Annotated in this window: 10 protein-coding genes; 8 read left to right on the forward strand and 2 right to left on the reverse strand. The window is 46.5% G+C overall.

Translation table 11 applies throughout. The annotated features are described in order from the left end of the window. Positions 1-49 precede the first annotated feature (49 nt). Together EIH25_RS00320 and EIH25_RS00325 are read right to left on the reverse strand one after the other, a co-directional pair. On the reverse strand, positions 50-1,531 hold the full coding sequence (locus EIH25_RS00320; RefSeq protein WP_124097952.1) for a glycoside hydrolase family 5 protein: 1,482 nt from the start codon (positions 1,529-1,531) through the stop codon (positions 50-52). Between the two features lie 333 nt (positions 1,532-1,864). After that, complete coding sequence (locus EIH25_RS00325; protein WP_124097953.1) at positions 1,865-3,583, reverse strand: phospho-sugar mutase; 1,719 nt, start codon at positions 3,581-3,583, stop codon at positions 1,865-1,867. Between the two features lie 310 nt (positions 3,584-3,893). On the opposite strand from EIH25_RS00325, the gene EIH25_RS00330 reads away from it, so the two are divergent. The 8 genes from EIH25_RS00330 to rpoC all read left to right on the forward strand — a co-directional run bounded on the left by EIH25_RS00330 (position 3,894) and on the right by rpoC (position 17,496). Then, positions 3,894-4,847, forward strand: a complete 954-nt coding sequence (locus EIH25_RS00330; protein WP_124097954.1) for an alpha/beta fold hydrolase — start codon at positions 3,894-3,896, stop codon at positions 4,845-4,847. A 21-nt stretch (positions 4,848-4,868) separates the two neighbouring features. Beyond that, the gene (locus EIH25_RS00335) at positions 4,869-6,395 is read left to right on the forward strand and encodes a YifB family Mg chelatase-like AAA ATPase (protein ID WP_124097955.1); all 1,527 of its coding nucleotides are present in this window, start codon (positions 4,869-4,871) and stop codon (positions 6,393-6,395) included. Positions 6,396-6,676: 281 nt separating this feature from the next. Beyond that, complete coding sequence (locus tag EIH25_RS00340) at positions 6,677-7,195, forward strand: hypothetical protein (RefSeq protein WP_124097956.1); 519 nt, start codon at positions 6,677-6,679, stop codon at positions 7,193-7,195. A gap of 233 nt (positions 7,196-7,428) precedes the next feature. Further along, complete coding sequence (locus tag EIH25_RS00345; RefSeq protein WP_124097957.1) at positions 7,429-8,496, forward strand: hypothetical protein; 1,068 nt, start codon at positions 7,429-7,431, stop codon at positions 8,494-8,496. A 15-nt stretch (positions 8,497-8,511) separates the two neighbouring features. Further along, on the forward strand, positions 8,512-9,048 hold the full coding sequence (locus tag EIH25_RS00350; RefSeq protein WP_124097958.1) for a hypothetical protein: 537 nt from the start codon (positions 8,512-8,514) through the stop codon (positions 9,046-9,048). Between the two features lie 57 nt (positions 9,049-9,105). Then, a complete protein-coding gene (locus tag EIH25_RS00355; protein ID WP_124097959.1) occupies positions 9,106-9,642 on the forward strand; it encodes a hypothetical protein in 537 nt (178 codons plus the stop codon). Positions 9,643-9,940: 298 nt separating this feature from the next. Then, complete coding sequence (locus EIH25_RS00360) at positions 9,941-13,795, forward strand: DNA-directed RNA polymerase subunit beta (RefSeq protein WP_124097960.1); 3,855 nt, start codon at positions 9,941-9,943, stop codon at positions 13,793-13,795. Positions 13,796-13,926: 131 nt separating this feature from the next. Next, complete coding sequence (gene rpoC / locus EIH25_RS00365; RefSeq protein WP_124097961.1) at positions 13,927-17,496, forward strand: DNA-directed RNA polymerase subunit beta'; 3,570 nt, start codon at positions 13,927-13,929, stop codon at positions 17,494-17,496. Positions 17,497-17,617 lie beyond the last annotated feature (121 nt).

Here is a 17,617-nt window from a genome sequence, read left to right on the forward strand (position 1 = left end):
CATAAAAAAGCGCCTGAACTTAATCAGACGCTTTTATGCTTTTTATTGCTTATTTCTTTTTTGACTTAGCCGCTGCAAGTCCTGCTCCGGCGATAAGTATCAAGGCTGCGCTCATAGCTACGGCGCCTGAAGCTCCTGTTGCAGGGGATTTATCAGTATTGCCGGCAGAAGCAGCGGATGATGTCTTGCTGCTGGTAGTAGCGCTTGTTACAGCGTCTGATTCAGCGTTAGAATCTGCTGAAGATGACTCGGCTGACTCGGTATCGGATGAAGAGTCTGACGAAGGTTCAGCTGTGGATTCGTCCGAAGGCTCGCTGCTGGCAGGATCGTCAACAGGAGGGATATATTCAGACTTAGCAGCCTCTGCAATTGCAGCGATCAAGTCAGGCTGAGTGATATCATAGGTAGCTCTGTTTATCAGACCGAAGCCGTTATTTCCGTTCCAGCCGTTATCCCAGTATACCGGTACGCAGCCAAGCTCTCTGGCGGTTGAAACTACGCAGGAAAGCCAACGCGCTCTGGATTCGTTGTTTAGAGGGTCGTTCTCTGTTTTGTCAATGCAGCCTAACTCTCCGATAACAACCGGATAGCCCTTGCTTACGAAAGCGTCGTAAAGCTTTGTGAAATCATCCTTGACTGTGGACTCCACACCGCCGCGGCGCTGAGCGTCAGCTTCTTCGCCCCACTGAGTTTTTACCAGGTTCTTTTCATTAAGACAGAAATCGTAAGGATCATAATAGTGAACGGAAATCATAAGTCTGTTTCCGTCGGCTGTGCAGCCGTCGTCCGAAGGAATTTCAAAGCCGTAATCTCCGACAGTGTAGTTGATGTTTGTATTCCAGCCGGGAATAAGCAGCCATCTCTTGGCGTTGTTGCCGCCGGTAGCGCGTACTGCGTCTACAAACGTCTGATTGTAAGCGTTTATATCAGCATACTGCTCGGGTGTGGGATCGTCGTAATCGCCGTCAAATACCTCGTTCATGGATTCAAATATAAGGTGCTCGTCATAATCCTTGAAATTTTCGGCGATCTGAGTCCAGACCTTGCTGAACTTGTCGTTTATTCCTTCCTGATCTTCGGAACCGGCAAGCAGCCAGCCGCCGTCTACAGTATAATAGCCGTCGCCGTGGATATTGATGATCGCGTACATATCGTTATCCACAACATAATCGACAACTTCCTGTACTCTGTTCAGCCATGCCTCGTCGATCGTGTAATCAGGTCCCTCTCCGATCTTTGAAAGATAGGAAACAGGAATTCTTACAGAATTGAAGCCCTGCGCCTTTACAGTGTCGATAAGCTCCTTGGTGATCGTGGTGTTCTGCCACGCGGTTTCGCTGGGCGTACCGGCGTTTGAAGCCTCAAGCTGGTTTCCTACGTTCCAGCCGGCGCCCATTGCTTCGGTAATTTCAGCCGCAGACAAATCGGTAAAGCTTCCGTCCGGCTCGGCAGACGCTGCAAGCGACATACCGGAAACCGCGGTAGCGGCTGCCATGGCGGATACCAAAATTCTTTTAAAGAAATTATTCATTGCTGACTCTCCTTTGTTTTTAAGATTAAAATAATTATACATCATTTATTTTAGAAATGCAATACATTTTAATGAAACCGATTAATTTTAGTGTAATTTATACAAAATTATTTATAGATTTTAGTCAGACAGTATAAACAGCCATTTTAGCTTTGGTTTAATATATTTATATTGTTTCATAAAAGTCATAAACGTCCGGAAAATATCAGCGGATATAGGTATAGTACCGCCGTTATCTCTGTTATAAGTAAAAAAGAGGACGGCTGAAACCGTCCCCAAGATTAAACTTATTCTGTTTTATATAATGATTCTAAGCCTGATACTCTATGCGGATCAAAAACCGAGAATGCGCTTAAAGTCCTCGGATATCGTTTCTTCAAGCTTTGCCGCGTCCTCTCTGCTTTCGCCGATCGTGGTATAATACGCCTTGATCTTAGGCTCAGTGCCGGAAGGTCTTATGATAACGCTTGCGCCCTGTTCAAGCTTGAACGCCAGCACGTCGGACTTCGGAAGAGTAAGAGCGGTTTTTTCGCCGGTTCTGAGATCTGTTTCTTCGGAAGCGAGATAGTCCGCGAAAAACTCCGCCTTCAGTCCTCCGATAGCTTTCGGAGTTTCATTTCTCAGACCTGTCATTATCTCCTTCATTCTTTCCATTCCGCTTGCGCCCTCGCAGGTAAAGGACTTCTGTGTATGAACGTAGTTGCCGTATTTTTTATACATTTCCTCTCTTGCCTGAAGCAGAGAAACGCCTTTGGTTCTGTAGAATGCCGCCATTTCGCATATAAGCATTGAAGCTACGACGGCGTCCTTATCCCTGACATACGAGCCCGCGAGATAGCCGTAGCTTTCCTCAAAACCGAAAATATATCTGTTTTCTTCTCCCTTTTCCTCAAGGAAGCCAATCTGCTCGCCGATAAATTTGAAGCCCGTAAGAACCTCTCTCAGCTCTACGCCGTATTCAGCCGCGATCTTTTTGCATATATCCGTAGTAACTATAGTCTTTACGGCAACCGGATTTTCAGGCATTGTTCCGAGCGCGGTCCTTTCCTGACAGATATATTTGAGCAGCATCGCGCCGACTTCGTTTCCGCTGAACAAAACGTAATTTCCGTTCGGATCGGGAACGGCGATTCCGACTCTGTCGCAGTCCGGATCGGTCGCAAGGAGAAGATCCGGCTTAACGGTTTCGCACAGTTCAAGTCCTTTTGCGAGAGCTTCCTTGATCTCCGGGTTCGGGAAAGGACAGGTAGGGAAATTTCCGTCGGGATTTTCCTGCTCGGGAACGACGGTAACCTCGCTGATTCCGATTTTTTTGAGAATAGCCCTTACCGGCTTGTTTCCGGTTCCGTTAAGGGGAGTATAGACAACCTTCAGTCCGCTGTCTGCAACAAGATCAGTATGAATACCCTGCTCGCTTACTTTTTCAAGATAAGCGTCGATAACTTCCTGTTCTATAAGTTTGATCATTCCCGACTGTACGCCGTCGCTGAAGGACATTACCTTTGCGCCGCCGAACATCGGAACGTCGTTGATTTTTCCGATAACGGTGTTGGCAACGTCCAGCGTGATCTGACAGCCGTCCTCGCCGTAGACCTTATAGCCGTTGTATTTGGCAGGGTTGTGCGAAGCGGTTACAACAATTCCCGCCTGACATTTCAGGTATCTTACCGCCCAGGAAAGCATAGGCGTCGGCATAAGCTCGGGGTAGATATAAACCTTGATACCGTTGGCAGCCAGAACCGCGGCGGCTTCCTTTGCGAATTTATCGGATTTGATGCGGCTGTCATAAGCAATGGCGACAGAGCCGTTTTCAAAGGCTCCGTTTACATAATCCGCAAGCCCCTGGGTCGCGCGTCTTATTGTATAGATATTGAGTCTGTAGGAACCTGCGCCGATTACTCCTCTGAGGCCGCCGGTTCCGAATTCAAGGTCGCGGTAAAAACGGTCTTTTATAGCTTCCTCATCGTCCGCTATAGAATTAAGCTCGGTCTGAAGATCGGGGTCGTCAACGGCATTTTCACACCAAAGCCTGTAAAGCTCCATTTCTGTCATAAAATCACCTCATAAATAATTAAACATCTGAATCAAAATAAAATAACCATAAATATTATATCACATTTTTTTCATTTCGCAATAGCAATAATAAAAAGTTTACGTTTTATTATTTTGTAGCGCAGCTTTATTTTTCCTTTTGAAGAAAATATGACCTGACGTCATATGTGCTGATAAAAAATACCTATATTCTGCATCAGATACTGCGTTTAAGAAAAGGACAGGGCTGTCAGCACTTGTAATTTATAACGCGACGTGGTATAATAATGTAAAACGACGGTTTAAGTCGTATACGGAGGTAAATATAATTATGAACTGCACAAAAATAAAATCATCCTATAAAAGCAGAGACGGTATCCATTCCGTCAGCTATCATGTCTGGTTCCCGGAAGGAAAGGTCAGGGGAGTTATACAGATCTCTCACGGAATGTGCGAATATGTAATGCGCTATTACGACTTTGCGGAATATCTTGCCGCTCACGGCTTTTTAGTCTGCGGAAACGATCATCTCGGGCATGGCGGCAGCGTTAATTCCGAGGACGAGCTGGGGTATTTCAGCGCGGAAAACGGCTGGCAAAACGTTGTGGCGGATCTGCACACGCTCACGAAGATAATTAAGAAAAACTATCCTGACGTTCCCTATTTTATGTTCGGTCACAGTATGGGAAGCTTTATGGCAAGGGCTTACTGCATAAAATACGGTTATGAGCTTGACGGCGCGGTGTTCTGCGGCACTAGCGGAGGCGTCAAAGGGATTGAGGGAATGCTGGCGTTTATAGAGGGTCTGAAAAAGCTTTACGGCGACAAATACAGAAGCAGTTTGGTTGACAACATCGCGTTCGGCGCCTATAACAGAAAGATCCCGGACAACACGACTCCATATGACTGGATATCAAGAGATGCTGATATTGTGGACAAATACAGCCGGGACAGCCGCTGTACTTTTATTTTTACTCTCAACGGATTTGAAAATCTTATGAAGGCGCTTTGGTATGTAAGCGGCGACAGGTGGTATAAGTCGTTCAGGAAGGAGCTTCCCGTACTGCTTATAGCCGGAGATGCAGATCCTGTGGGGGGATACGGAAAAGGCGTTGAAAGGGTGTACGATAAAATGCTCGCCAACGGCTGTAATGTAAGGCTGAAATTATACAGCGGAGCAAGACATGAGCTTGTTAATGAAACAAACCGCGGCGAGGTATATAAGGACGTGCTGGATTATTTCATACAGCTTCTGCCGGAGAAACAGCGGTTATACGAAAAATAAAAACAGGGAGTATACGGTATAATGTTTGCGAAAATAAACAGCTTGGGATTAATGGGACTTAACGCTTTTCCGGTGGAAGTTGAAATCGAGGCCAGCAAGGGTATGCAGAGCTTTGATATCGTCGGTCTTGCCGACGCCGCCGTAAGGGAGAGCAGGGAGAGGATACGCTCCGCTCTCAGGTGCAGCAATATTAATTTTCCGGTCATGAGGGTAATGGTGAATCTTGCCCCTGCTGACAGAAAGAAATCCGGCTCGGTTCACGATCTTGGTATCGCGGCGGCTCTGCTTTCGGTTCTCGGCTTCTGCCGGGAGGAGCAGACCCGCGGCGCCGTTTTTATAGGGGAGGTTTCCCTCAGCGGTGAAATAAGAGGAATACGCGGTGTGCTGCCTATGACGATACTTGCAAGACAGTCGGGCTTTGAAGAGATATATGTTCCTTTTGAAAATGCGAGGGAAGCGGCGGTAATAGAGGGCATAAAGGTTTACGGTGTTGAGAGCGTAGCTCAGCTTGTGCTGCATTTTTCGGGTAAAGCGGTAATGCTTCCTGCCAAAGCGGTTCCGTCCGCAGGCACAGAGGTCGGAGGGCTTGATTTTGCCGACGTAAAAGGACAGCAAAGCGCTAAAAAGGCATTGGAAATCGCGGCGGCCGGAGGTCACAATGTGCTTATGATAGGTCCTCCGGGTTCGGGAAAATCGATGCTGGCGAAGCGTGTGCCGTCCATACTTCCCGGCATGACGTTCAATGAGTCGATAGAAACCACTAACATACATTCCGTAGCCGGACTTCTGGATAAGGACAACCCTCTTGTCTGCCGACGTCCTTTCCGTTCTCCTCATCACACGGTTTCAGCCGCCGGACTTTCCGGGGGAGGTTCTGTCCCAAGACCGGGAGAAATATCCCTTGCCCATAACGGAGTGCTCTTTCTGGACGAGCTTGCCGAGTTTTCACGACCTGCGCTGGAAATACTGCGTCAGCCGCTGGAGGACAGACAGGTGACGATCTCAAGGGTTTCCGGAAGCGTTACATATCCCTGTTCGTTTATGCTTATAGCGGCAATGAATCCCTGCCCCTGCGGATATTACGGACATCCGTCGAGAAAATGCGTCTGCTCGCCGAGGCAGGTGGCTTCGTATCTTTCAAGGGTATCGGGACCGCTGCTGGATCGATTCGATATTCACGCTGAGGTGGCTCCGGTGGAATTTTCCGAGCTGTCCTCGCCTCATAAGGAGGAGCCGTCGGAGAAAATAAGGGAAAGGGTTCAAAGAGCCAGAGATATTCAGAACGCGCGTTTTAAGAATACGGGAATAACCTGCAACGCGCGCATAACCAGCGAGCTTATCAGGGAGGTTTGTCCCATGACCGGCAGCGCTGAGGAAACGCTGAAAAACGTATTTGAAAGGCTGGGTCTTTCGGCGAGAGCATATGACCGTATTTTAAAGGTAGCGAGAACCTGTGCTGATATGGAGGCTTCTCAGATGATTGAAAAAACGCATATAGCACAGGCGGTTCAGTACCGCAGTCTTGATCGGAAATATTGGGGTAATTAGGTAAAGTGTATAAATTATAAATACAAATATTGTATATGTATACAAAAAATATTTTGATAACGCAAAAAAGGTTGACATTTTATAGCAAACTATGGTATAATTTTGTCGAAAAGAGTCTATCAATACGTTTCTTATGCGGCAATGTCTGATCCGTCAAAATTTTATTATGGTTCATATACTGATTGGTATAGAACGATTTACTAAGGGAATACCGCATAAATATATTATATGGTTTTGCTGTTGATAACTGCGTTAAAGAACAATCAGAAAGGCGGATGATTATGAAAACAGTAAAAACGATAATGCTTGCGACAATGACTTCATTATTGCTTGTATCGTGCAGTAATGCCCAAGAAGCGCAGGAAAACACCGGATCAGCCGGCTTAAAATCAAATAATGAAAGCCTTTCCGGTCAAGCTGTAACCGATGATATCAGTTCATATATATCAGAACCAGAATTTGAAGACGGCGACGAACCAATGACAGCAATATACTATAAAAAGCTATATGCGGATATGGTTATCAGCACCCGGTATGATGGCTCGATCGCCGAGCTTGACTATTCATTGCTGGATGGTTACAGCTTTGTCGGAACGCTTTCAACAAAGTTTGAAAATTATAAACAAGATGATAAATGGGTAATGCCGGATACAGACTTTACTAGTAATTACTTTGAAGAGGGCGACGCTCTCCTGTACAATGAAGAAAAAGACAACTTCTTGGTTTGGTCTCAAAAGAGCAATTACTGGGTTACTATCACGCAGTTCCCCGTGGAAGATAGTTCATCTGCCCTTGATTGAGCGCAAAAGCTGATGAAAGCCGGTCCGTTTCCCATAGGCGCTAAGAACGTTGGCTGAGTATTCTGGTCAGCAGGCGGGCGGTCTTAGTCGTATTGTAAAAGCTTAGGTGAAACTATACAAACTATGCAGACAGAATCTAGTGAAGCATACAAATATGAACCTGTAAATTCTGTGGAAAGTTGACTTATATCTTTATATGTAGTATAATTATTACAAGGAAGGATGTGGTCAAAATGTTTAAACGTATATTAACGATTTTATTGACAGTTGTATTGTGTATTTCAAGTTCATTATCTGTATTTGCTCAATCTGTTGTAAACTCGGATGACTATTATTCTTATGATATACAGCTTATTATTGATACAATGAATTTTGGAGACTTTGTCCAAAAAAGGGCCTTGTATGATTCGAATGATCAAATCGTTGCTTATTATTATGAATTTACTAATGGGTATTTAATTTCTGATAAAAATGGAATTACCATTGAGTACAGTGATAGTGGATTTCCTAGTTTTAAAGATATACCTGAAAGCATAAATATTTATTATATTGGTCCGTTTGAATATTACTATCGTGATTTTAACGGAGATTTTGCACATTTTTCAAGTAACCAGAAAATCACAAGTGAAGAATTTAAAGAATGCAGTATAAGCTTTAAAAAACAGATTAACAATGCATCAAATGCCAGCTCAATTTCTCAAATAAATATTAAAGCAGCCTCAACTCCTGAAATTGAAGCTATAAAATTGCCTTTACCTAAAAGGTATTACGCATATAATGATGATAATACAAAATGTTGTTCTTTAGCGGCATTAATTCTTGTTTATTATTATTCTGATATTAAGGAAAAATGCTTAACAAACATTTTTTTTGAGAATAATTCTCGTTCATTTTTTAATGCCTTATTGTCATACATACAATTAAATGGCTCAAATTGTCCTGATAAATCAGATCCTAATTCTCCGTATGGAACTTCTAATTCATTAAAATTAGGTTTAAATGCTTTTTTGGATACACAAAATAAATCAGATTTAAGACTTGTTCAAGGAACTGGGTTGTCAATATATGGTTTAGCGAGAATGATAATAGGTTCTGCGAAGGTTCCAGCAATCATATGCTATTATCCTAATCCATCAAGCAGTAATATTGGTCATGCAGTTTTTTGCTATGGATACAGATATATAACTGTCAATGGTAGCGAAGTACGCAATGATATGATTGTTAATGACGGGTATGGGAAAAATGAATGCTATGTAGACATGAGCTATGCATATAGTTTTCAATATCTTGCGAATAGTTGACAAGGGGATGATGTAATGAAACGCTTAACATTAGTTTTGGCATTTGCAGCGGCGTTGCTGGTATCCTGCGGAAATGTGGAGGATTCGTCGTTGAGTTCGGAAAGAAACGACGAAAATGCAGGCGCTGAATTTTCAGCCGCCGAAAACGCTGCTCATGTAAGCAAGGAGTACAGAATCTATAATCCTGAAAATGACATTAGCGGCGCTTCTGAGCGTGTGACGGTCAGCGGGGATATGGCGGAGAAGTTTGATTCCTTGTGCAAAGCCGTTCTTGAGGATAGGTCTGATGAGATGGAATATTCTTTGCAGAAGGCTAAAGAGGAAGGCTGGGCAGGCGGCATATCGCTGAACATAGAAGTCTATGAGGAGGGAAAACAGACGCTCAGCATAGATTTACGCAGTTACCGAAGTTATATTGATAATAATTCATCCGAGCCTGGTAAGGTTACGGTAAGAGAAGCGGATTCAGATACTGCCGTGGATTATACCTGCACCAGCGTGGAAAATTACCGCGCGCTGTGTGAAGCGGTTCAGGAGGCGACTGCTGAATAAAGCGATTGTGATTTCATTAGTGCTCTGCTTGTGAACGACGAAAAACGAGGTGATTTTATGAAAAAGACTTTAGTTTTTTTGGCATTGGCGCTGACTTTGACGGCGACTGCCTGCGGTCAGACTGGTGAGGACGAAGCTCTGACTGCAAAGCCGGCGGAGCAGATTTCCGAGGTTTCTGACGGATATCCTCAGTATTCTGTCGAGTGCTTTATGGAAAAATGCTCCCCCGAAGAAAAGCCGAAATATGCTGTGGACGATGCGGAGCAGAAAAATCGGATAGTATCGCTTTATAACAAAGCCGTAAACGAAAGTACGGAAATTGAGTTTGACTCCGGTTACGATATTCTGTCAGGCGGAGAAATGCCTGTGTTTACTCTAACGGAGGAGGACGGAACGGTTATTACGGTACAGCTTCAGGCGGTTAAGAATTACGATGAGGATAAATTGCAGAGAGGAAACATTCTTTGCTTGGTAGGTAATTCAAATGAAGGCTTTAAGCAGGAGGATATTGAGTATTCGTCCTACAGGTGCGACAGCAAAACCTATAACGAGCTTTACAGCGAGCTTGAAAATGTAATGAGCGTCAACGCTTAATGAAAAATTTACAGAACGCTCACGGAACTGTCATTATAGAACTTTGAGGGTCGAAAACTGCGGTTTTTGTGCAAAACGTAAAATCTGATATTTGCAGGGTGTAAAGCTCTTGACTTTTGATTTAGTATATTATATAATAGTATACTGTATCATAATGGAGTTTTACACCTTTTTTATTGATTTTCATCAATGAAAACTGCTGAAAATTCTGAATAATGTGTAAATCTTTGCCGGCGGATGTTTTCAGATGTCCGGCGTCAAACGGTATACCGGATAAATTTAAGGAGTGATTGAGCCTATGGTGAATGTCAAGGACGTGAAGCTTGGCAAAAATACCCGAAAGAGTTTTGCGAAGATCAATGAGGTCTTGGAGATCCCTAATCTTATCGAGGTGCAGAAAAACTCGTATAAGTGGTTCCTGGAAGAGGGTCTTAAAGAGGTATTCAGAGATGTGTCTACGATTACCGACTACAACGGTACGCTTGAGCTTAATTTTGTAGACTACCGTTTTGACGATACGCCTAAGTATTCGGTTGCCGAGTGCAAGGAGCGGGACGTTACCTACGCTACTCCTCTCAGAGTGACCGCCAGGCTTAACAATACAGAAACCGGAGAGATCAAGGAATCCGAAGTATTCATGGGCGATTTCCCTATGATGACCGACAGCGGAACCTTTGTTATCAACGGCGCTGAGCGGGTTATTGTTTCTCAGCTTGTGCGTTCGCCGGGCGTTTACTACTCCTTTGACAAGGATAAAACCGGAAAGGATCTGTTCAAATCGACGGTTATTCCTAACCGCGGCGCGTGGCTGGAATATGAAATGGATTCCAACGACGTTGTCTATGTAAGAATAGACAAGAACAGAAAAATTCCGCTGACTACCTTTATCCGCGCTCTCGGACTCGGTACAAACGAGGAAATTGAAGAGGTGTTCGGTTCGGACGAAAGGATCAATCAGACGATTCTGCAGAAGGACCAGACCGCCAACCGCGAAGAGGCGCTGCTTGAGGTCTATAAGAAGCTTCGCCCCGGCGAGCCTCCTACAGTAGACAGCGCGGTAACTCATCTGAACAATCTGTTCTTTGACGCGAAAAGATACGACCTTTCAAGGTTCGGACGCTATAAATACAATAAGAAGCTGGGCGTAGGCTCCCGTCTTTCGGGACATACCGTTTCCCGTGACGTAGTTAATCCCCTTACCGGAGAAATAATGGCGGAGGCAGGCGAGTTCATTAATTATGAGCGCGCTATGGAGATCGAGTCCGCAGGCGTTTACGAGGCTTACGTTACCGTAGAGGCTAAGGAGTTTGTTACTTCTCCGTCGACCGGCGAAACCGTTGTTAAAATGGAGGAGCGCGAAGTCAAGATCATCGGAAGCGGCATGGTCGATATAACAAAATATGTTGACTTTGACGTAGCGCAGTTCGGTATCAATGAGAAGGTGTCCTTTAACGTTCTTAAGGAGATCCTCGAGGAGTCCGACTCTGAGGAGGAGCTGATGGAGAATGTGAAGGCAAGAGCGGACGAGCTTGTTCCTAAGCATATAACCATTGACGATATTATCGCTACCGTTTCATATTTCCTCAATCTCTGCGAGGGAGTAGGAACGGTTGACGATATAGACCATCTGGGCAACAGACGTATCCGTTCGGTAGGCGAGCTGCTTCAGAATCAGTTCAGAATCGGCTTCACCAGAATGGAAAGAGTGATCCGCGAAAGAATGAATATTCAGTCGCAGGATATGGAGGTAGTTACCCCTGCCGCTCTTATCAATATCAGACCGATAACCGCTGCGATTAAGGAGTTTTTCGGCTCGTCGCCGCTTTCGCAGTTTATGGATCAGAACAATCCGCTTGCGGAGCTTACTCATAAGAGAAGGCTTTCCGCCCTCGGTCCCGGAGGACTTTCCCGTGACCGCGCCGGATTTGAGGTGCGTGACGTTCACTATTCCCACTACGGAAGAATGTGTCCTATTGAAACTCCTGAAGGTCCTAATATCGGACTTATCTCTTATCTTGCTTCCTTTGCGAGAATCAACGAGTACGGATTTATCGAGGCTCCGTACCGCAAGGTGGACAAGGAAACCGGCGTTGTTACCGACGAGGTTGTATATATGACCGCCGATGTTGAGGATAATTATATGGTCGCTCAGGCAAACGAGCCTCTTACAGAGGATCATAAGTTTGCAAGGGCAAAGGTAAACGGAAGATACCGTGACCAGATCCTTGAGATCGAGCGCGATAAGATAGATTTTATGGACGTATCTCCTAAGATGGTAGTATCCGTGGCTACGGCGTGTATCCCGTTCCTGGAGAACGACGACGCGAACCGCGCGCTCATGGGCTCAAATATGCAGAGACAGGCTGTTCCTCTGCTGAAAACCGAATCTCCTATAGTGGGAACCGGTATGGAGTACAAGGCTTGCGTCGATTCTGGCGTTTCGGTGGTTTCCGAAAAGGCAGGCGTAGTTGAAAGCGTAGACGCGGATAAGATAGTTGTCCGCGAGGACGACGGAAATCTGCGTACCTATCAGCTTACCAAGTTCAAGCGTTCAAACGCCGGAACCTGTACAAATCAGCGCCCGATAGTTGAAAAGGGCGAAAGAATAGAGGCTCATCAGGTTATAGGCGACGGTCCCGCTACCTCCAACGGAGAGCTTTCGCTGGGAAAGAACGCTCTTATAGGCTTTATGACCTGGGAGGGCTATAACTATGAGGACGCCGTTCTGCTTAACGAAAACCTGGTAAGGCAGGATAAATATACTTCAATTCATATTGAGGAATACGAGATCGAATGCCGCGACACCAAGCTGGGACCCGAGGAGATCACAAGAGATATTCCCAATGTAGGAGAGGACGCTCTTAAGGACCTTGACGAAAACGGTATTATCCGTATAGGAGCCGAGGTAAGAGCCGGAGATATTCTCGTAGGAAAGGTAACTCCCAAGGGCGAGACCGAGCTTACGGCGGAGGAAAGACTGCTGAGGGCTATTTTCGGCGAAAAGGCGAGAGAGGTAAGGGATAATTCCCTTAAGGTGCCTCACGGAGAAGCGGGAACAATTATCGACGTAAAGGTATTTACCCGCGAGAACTGCGACGAGCTTTCGCCCGGAGTAAATATGCTTGTAAGATGCTATATAGCGCAGAAGAGAAAGATCTCTGTCGGAGATAAAATGGCGGGACGCCACGGAAACAAGGGCGTAGTTTCCCGTATTCTTCCTCAGGAGGATATGCCGTTCCTGGAGGACGGAACTCCGCTCGATATCGTGCTTAACCCTCTGGGCGTACCTTCCCGTATGAACATCGGTCAGGTGCTTGAGGTACACCTCGGTATGGCGGCTAAGGCGCTGGGCTGGAAGATAATGACTCCGGTATTTGACGGAGCTCACGAGGAGGATATCAGGGAGTGCTTCAGAGAGGCTCAGCAGAAGCATTTGGAGCACAAGGACGACGAGTTCTCTCTCCATACGATGGACGAAGTTATAAATCCAAGCGCTCTTGAAATGAGCGAGGACGGAAAGTTTACCGTTTACGACGGAAGAACCGGCGAGAAGTTTGACAACCGCGTAACTGTCGGATATATGTATTATCTCAAGCTTCACCATCTGGTTGACGATAAGATCCACGCCCGTTCAGTAGGTCCTTACTCGCTGGTAACACAGCAGCCTCTCGGCGGTAAGGCACAGTTCGGCGGTCAGAGATTCGGAGAAATGGAGGTTTGGGCGCTGGAGGCTTACGGCGCGGCTTACACTCTTCAGGAGATCCTTACCGTTAAATCCGACGATACCGTCGGACGCGTCAAGACCTACGAGGCTATCGTCAAGGGACAGAATGTTCCCAGACCGGGAATCCCCGAGGCGTTCAAGGTTCTTATCAAGGAGCTTCAGTCGCTTGGTCTTGATATTAAGGTACTCAATATCAACAACGAGGAGATCGACCTCAAGCAGTCGTTTGACGACGATGACGATTTTGTTCCTCACGCGGCTTCCGAGGCGGAGGAGAATATGGACTTCAGCCTTGACGACGGAGATCTCGACGAAGGCTTTATGGCTGAGGACGAGGACGGAATATCCGAGCTTGAGCTTGATTCAGACGACGATTTTGCCGACGATCTCGACGATACAGATTTATTCCTGAGTGATGACGAGGAGTAATACCGGTAGTAAAGCAAACGACTGGTATAAACAAAGGATTTTCGCATTGCCGCGGACGCTTTCACGTCTGCGGAGCTATGCGTTAAGCGGACATTCGTAACCAAAAACTATACAGGAAGAGGGTACTATTTTTGGAATTTAACGTTTTTGAATCAATAAAAATCGGACTTGCATCACCGGAAAAAATCAGAGAATGGTCGTATGGTGTTGTAGAAAGACCTGAAACAATAAATTACCGTACGCAAAAGCCTGAAAAGGACGGCTTGTTCTGCGAAAGAATATTCGGACCGCAGAAGGACTGGGAATGTCACTGCGGAAAATATAAGAAGATACGTTTTAAGGGAAAGGTCTGCGAGCGCTGCGGAGTTGAGGTAACACGCTCCAAGGTAAGACGCGAGAGAATGGGTCATATCGAGCTTGCCGCTCCGGTTTCGCACATCTGGTATTTCAAGGGAACTCCGTCCAGAATAGGACAGATGCTTGAAATTTCACAGAAAAGGCTGGAAGAGGTTCTTTATTTCACAAAATATATAGTAATTGATCCGGGCGATACCGGTCTGACAAAGTGTCAGCTTCTCAGCGAAAAGGATTATATAGAGGCCAGAGAGAAGTGGGAGGACGGCTTCAAGGCAGGAATGGGCGCCGAGGCGGTTAAGGAACTGCTGGAGGAGATCGATCTTGACAAGCTTTCCGCCGAGCTGAAGGCTGAGCTCAAGGATCTGCCGTCGGGTCAGAAGAGGATCAAGCTTCTGAAGAGGCTTGAGATCGTCGAGGCTTTCAGGCTTTCCGGCAACCGTCCGGAATGGATGATACTCGACGTTGTTCCGGTTATCCCTCCCGATCTTCGTCCGATGGTAATGCTGGACGGAGGCAGATACGCAACCAGCGACCTTAACGACCTTTACAGACGCGTTATCAACAGAAATAACCGTTTAAAGAGAATGCTGGAGCTTGAAGCGCCTGATATTATCATAAGAAACGAAAAGAGAATGCTTCAGGAGGCTGTTGACGCGCTTATCGACAACGGCCGTCACGGCAGACCTGTTACAGGACCAAACAACAGAGCGTTCAAATCGCTTTCAGATATGCTTAAGGGAAAGCAGGGACGTTTCCGTCAGAACCTGTTGGGTAAGCGCGTTGACTATTCGGGACGTTCGGTTATCGTTGTAGGTCCGGAGCTTAAAATGTATCAGTGCGGACTTCCCAAGGAAATGGCGCTGGAGCTTTTTAAGCCGTTCGTTATGAAAAGGCTTGTTGATACAAATCCTTCAATAAACATCAAGTCTGCCAGAAAAATGGTGGACAGAGCCAAGCCGGAGGTATGGGACGCTCTTGAAAACGTGATTCAGGGTCACCCTGTAATGCTTAACCGTGCGCCTACGCTTCACAGACTCGGTATCCAGGCGTTTGAGCCGGTGCTGGTCGAGGGAAGAGCCATCAAGCTTCATCCGCTGGTATGTACCGCGTTTAACGCTGACTTCGACGGCGACCAGATGGCGGTTCATCTTCCGATTTCCGCAGAGGCTCAGGCGGAAGCAAGATTCCTTATGCTTGCCGCAAACAATCTGCTCAAGCCGTCGGACGGACGTCCGGTCGCGGTTCCTTCGCAGGATATGCTGCTGGGCTCTTATTACCTGACCTTGCAGAAGCCGGGCGAAAAGGGCGAGGGCAAGGTTTTCAGGGACGTGAACGAGGCTCTTATGGCATACGATCAGGGCGTGGTCTCGCTTCATGCCGCCATCAAGGTAAAGATAACAAGGCAGGTAGGCGACAGACAGGTTTCCAAGCTTATCGACGCTACAGTCGGACGTCTTATCTTCAACGAGCATATCCCTCAGGATCTGGGATACGTTGACAGAACCAATTCCGATAAGCAGTTTGACCTGGAAATATCATTCCTTGTAAAGAAGGGACAGATGTCGGATCTTATCGAGAGATGTATCCATCAGCACGGAACAGCGGCAACCTCCGAGGTGCTGGATAAAATAAAGGCTCTGGGATACAAGTATTCCACTAAGGCGGCTATTACCGTAGCGGTATGCGACGCTGAAATTCCGGCCGCGAAAAAGGATATACTTGCCAAGGCTGACGCCGCGGTAGACGTTATCGACAGACAGTATAAGAGAGGTTATATTTCCAGAGAGGAAAAGTCAAAGAAGTTTATCGAGATATGGAACAACGCAACCGACGAGGTTACCGAGGCTCTTAAAGAGGGTCTTGATCCCTATAATCCGATCAATATGATGGCGGATTCGGGAGCCCGCGGTTCTATCAACCAGATACGTCAGCTTGCAGGTATGAGAGGACTTATCGCCAATACCTCAGGTTCAACTATCGAAATGCCTATCAGGTCGAATTACCGTGAGGGCCTTAATATTCTGGAATATTTCATCTCCTCCAGAGGAGCCAGAAAGGGACTTGCCGATACGGCTCTGCGTACCGCCGACTCAGGATACCTTACAAGACGTCTTGTAGATGTTTCCCAGGACGTTATCATCCATGAGGAGGACTGCGGAACTCATCATGGAATCGACGTATTTGAAATACGCAACGGAAGAGAGAAGATCGAGCCTCTCGCAGAGCGTCTTGTGGGACGTTATCTTGTCGAGGATCTCAAGGATCCTAAGACGGGAGAAATGATAGTTTCACATACCAAGCTTATGAACGAGCATGACGCCGAGAAGGTGTGCGCCGCGCTCGAGGCGGAGGGCAAGGACAGAATCGCGATACGTTCCGTTCTCCAGTGTCAGGCGAAGCACGGCGTATGCGCCAAGTGCTATGGAGCCAACCTTGCGAACGGCAAGGAGGTTCAGGTCGGAGAGGCTGTCGGCGTAATTTCCGCCCAGTCTATCGGCGAGCCGGGTACTCAGCTTACGATGAGAACCTTCCATACGGGCGGTATCGCTTCGGCGGAGGATATTACACAGGGTCTGCCACGTGTAGAGGAGCTGTTTGAAAGCAGACGTCCGAAGGGTGCGGCTATCATTACAAGGCTTGACGGAACAGTTAGGATCGAAGAGGTCAAAAAGACCAAGCAGATCGTTGTTACGAGCGAGGATACGAACGATCCCGATCAGGAAAGCTATACTATTCCTTACGGCTATAAGGTCAGGGTACATGACGGCGACTTTGTAAAGGCCGGAGACGCTCTTACCGAAGGCTCTCTCAATCCTGCCGATATTCTTGCGGTAAACGGCGTTCAGGCTGTTCAGAATTATATCATTACCGAGGTACAGAAGGTTTACCGTTTGCAGGGCGTTGATATCAACGACAAGCATATCGAGGTTATTGTACGCCAGATGATGAAGAAGGTAAAGGTAGAGGATTCAGGTTCGAGCTACCTGCTGCCGGGATCGCTGGTTGACAAGCATGAAATCGCTGAGATAAACGAGGAGATACAGAAGGAGATCGACGCGGGGGATATCAATGCAAGGCTTATTACTACCGTTCCTGTGCTTCAGGGTATAACAAAGGCTTCAAGCTACTCCGATTCGTTCCTGTCGGCAGCTTCGTTCCAGGAGACTACAAAGGCTCTTACCGACGCTGCTATCAAGGGCAAGACCGATAAGCTTATGGGTCTTAAAGAGAACGTTATTATCGGTAAGCTTATCCCTGCCGGTACAGGTATGGACGTTTACAATAACGTTCAGGTGGTTAAGAATGAAAGCGCTCATACCCAGACCGAGCCGGCACTTTATTAAATTTAAACAGACAGCGGAAAATTCCCGGAAGTTAAGCTTTCGGGAATTTTTTATTCTAAAAAGATAAAACGCGCCGGCGGCGCAATAACATACAGGCAATTCTGAAAAATTTTTCGCGTAT

Origin of the sequence: Ruminococcus sp. Marseille-P6503 (genome assembly GCF_900604945.1) — a bacterium.
Taxonomy (GTDB): domain Bacteria; phylum Bacillota; class Clostridia; order Oscillospirales; family Ruminococcaceae; genus FB2012.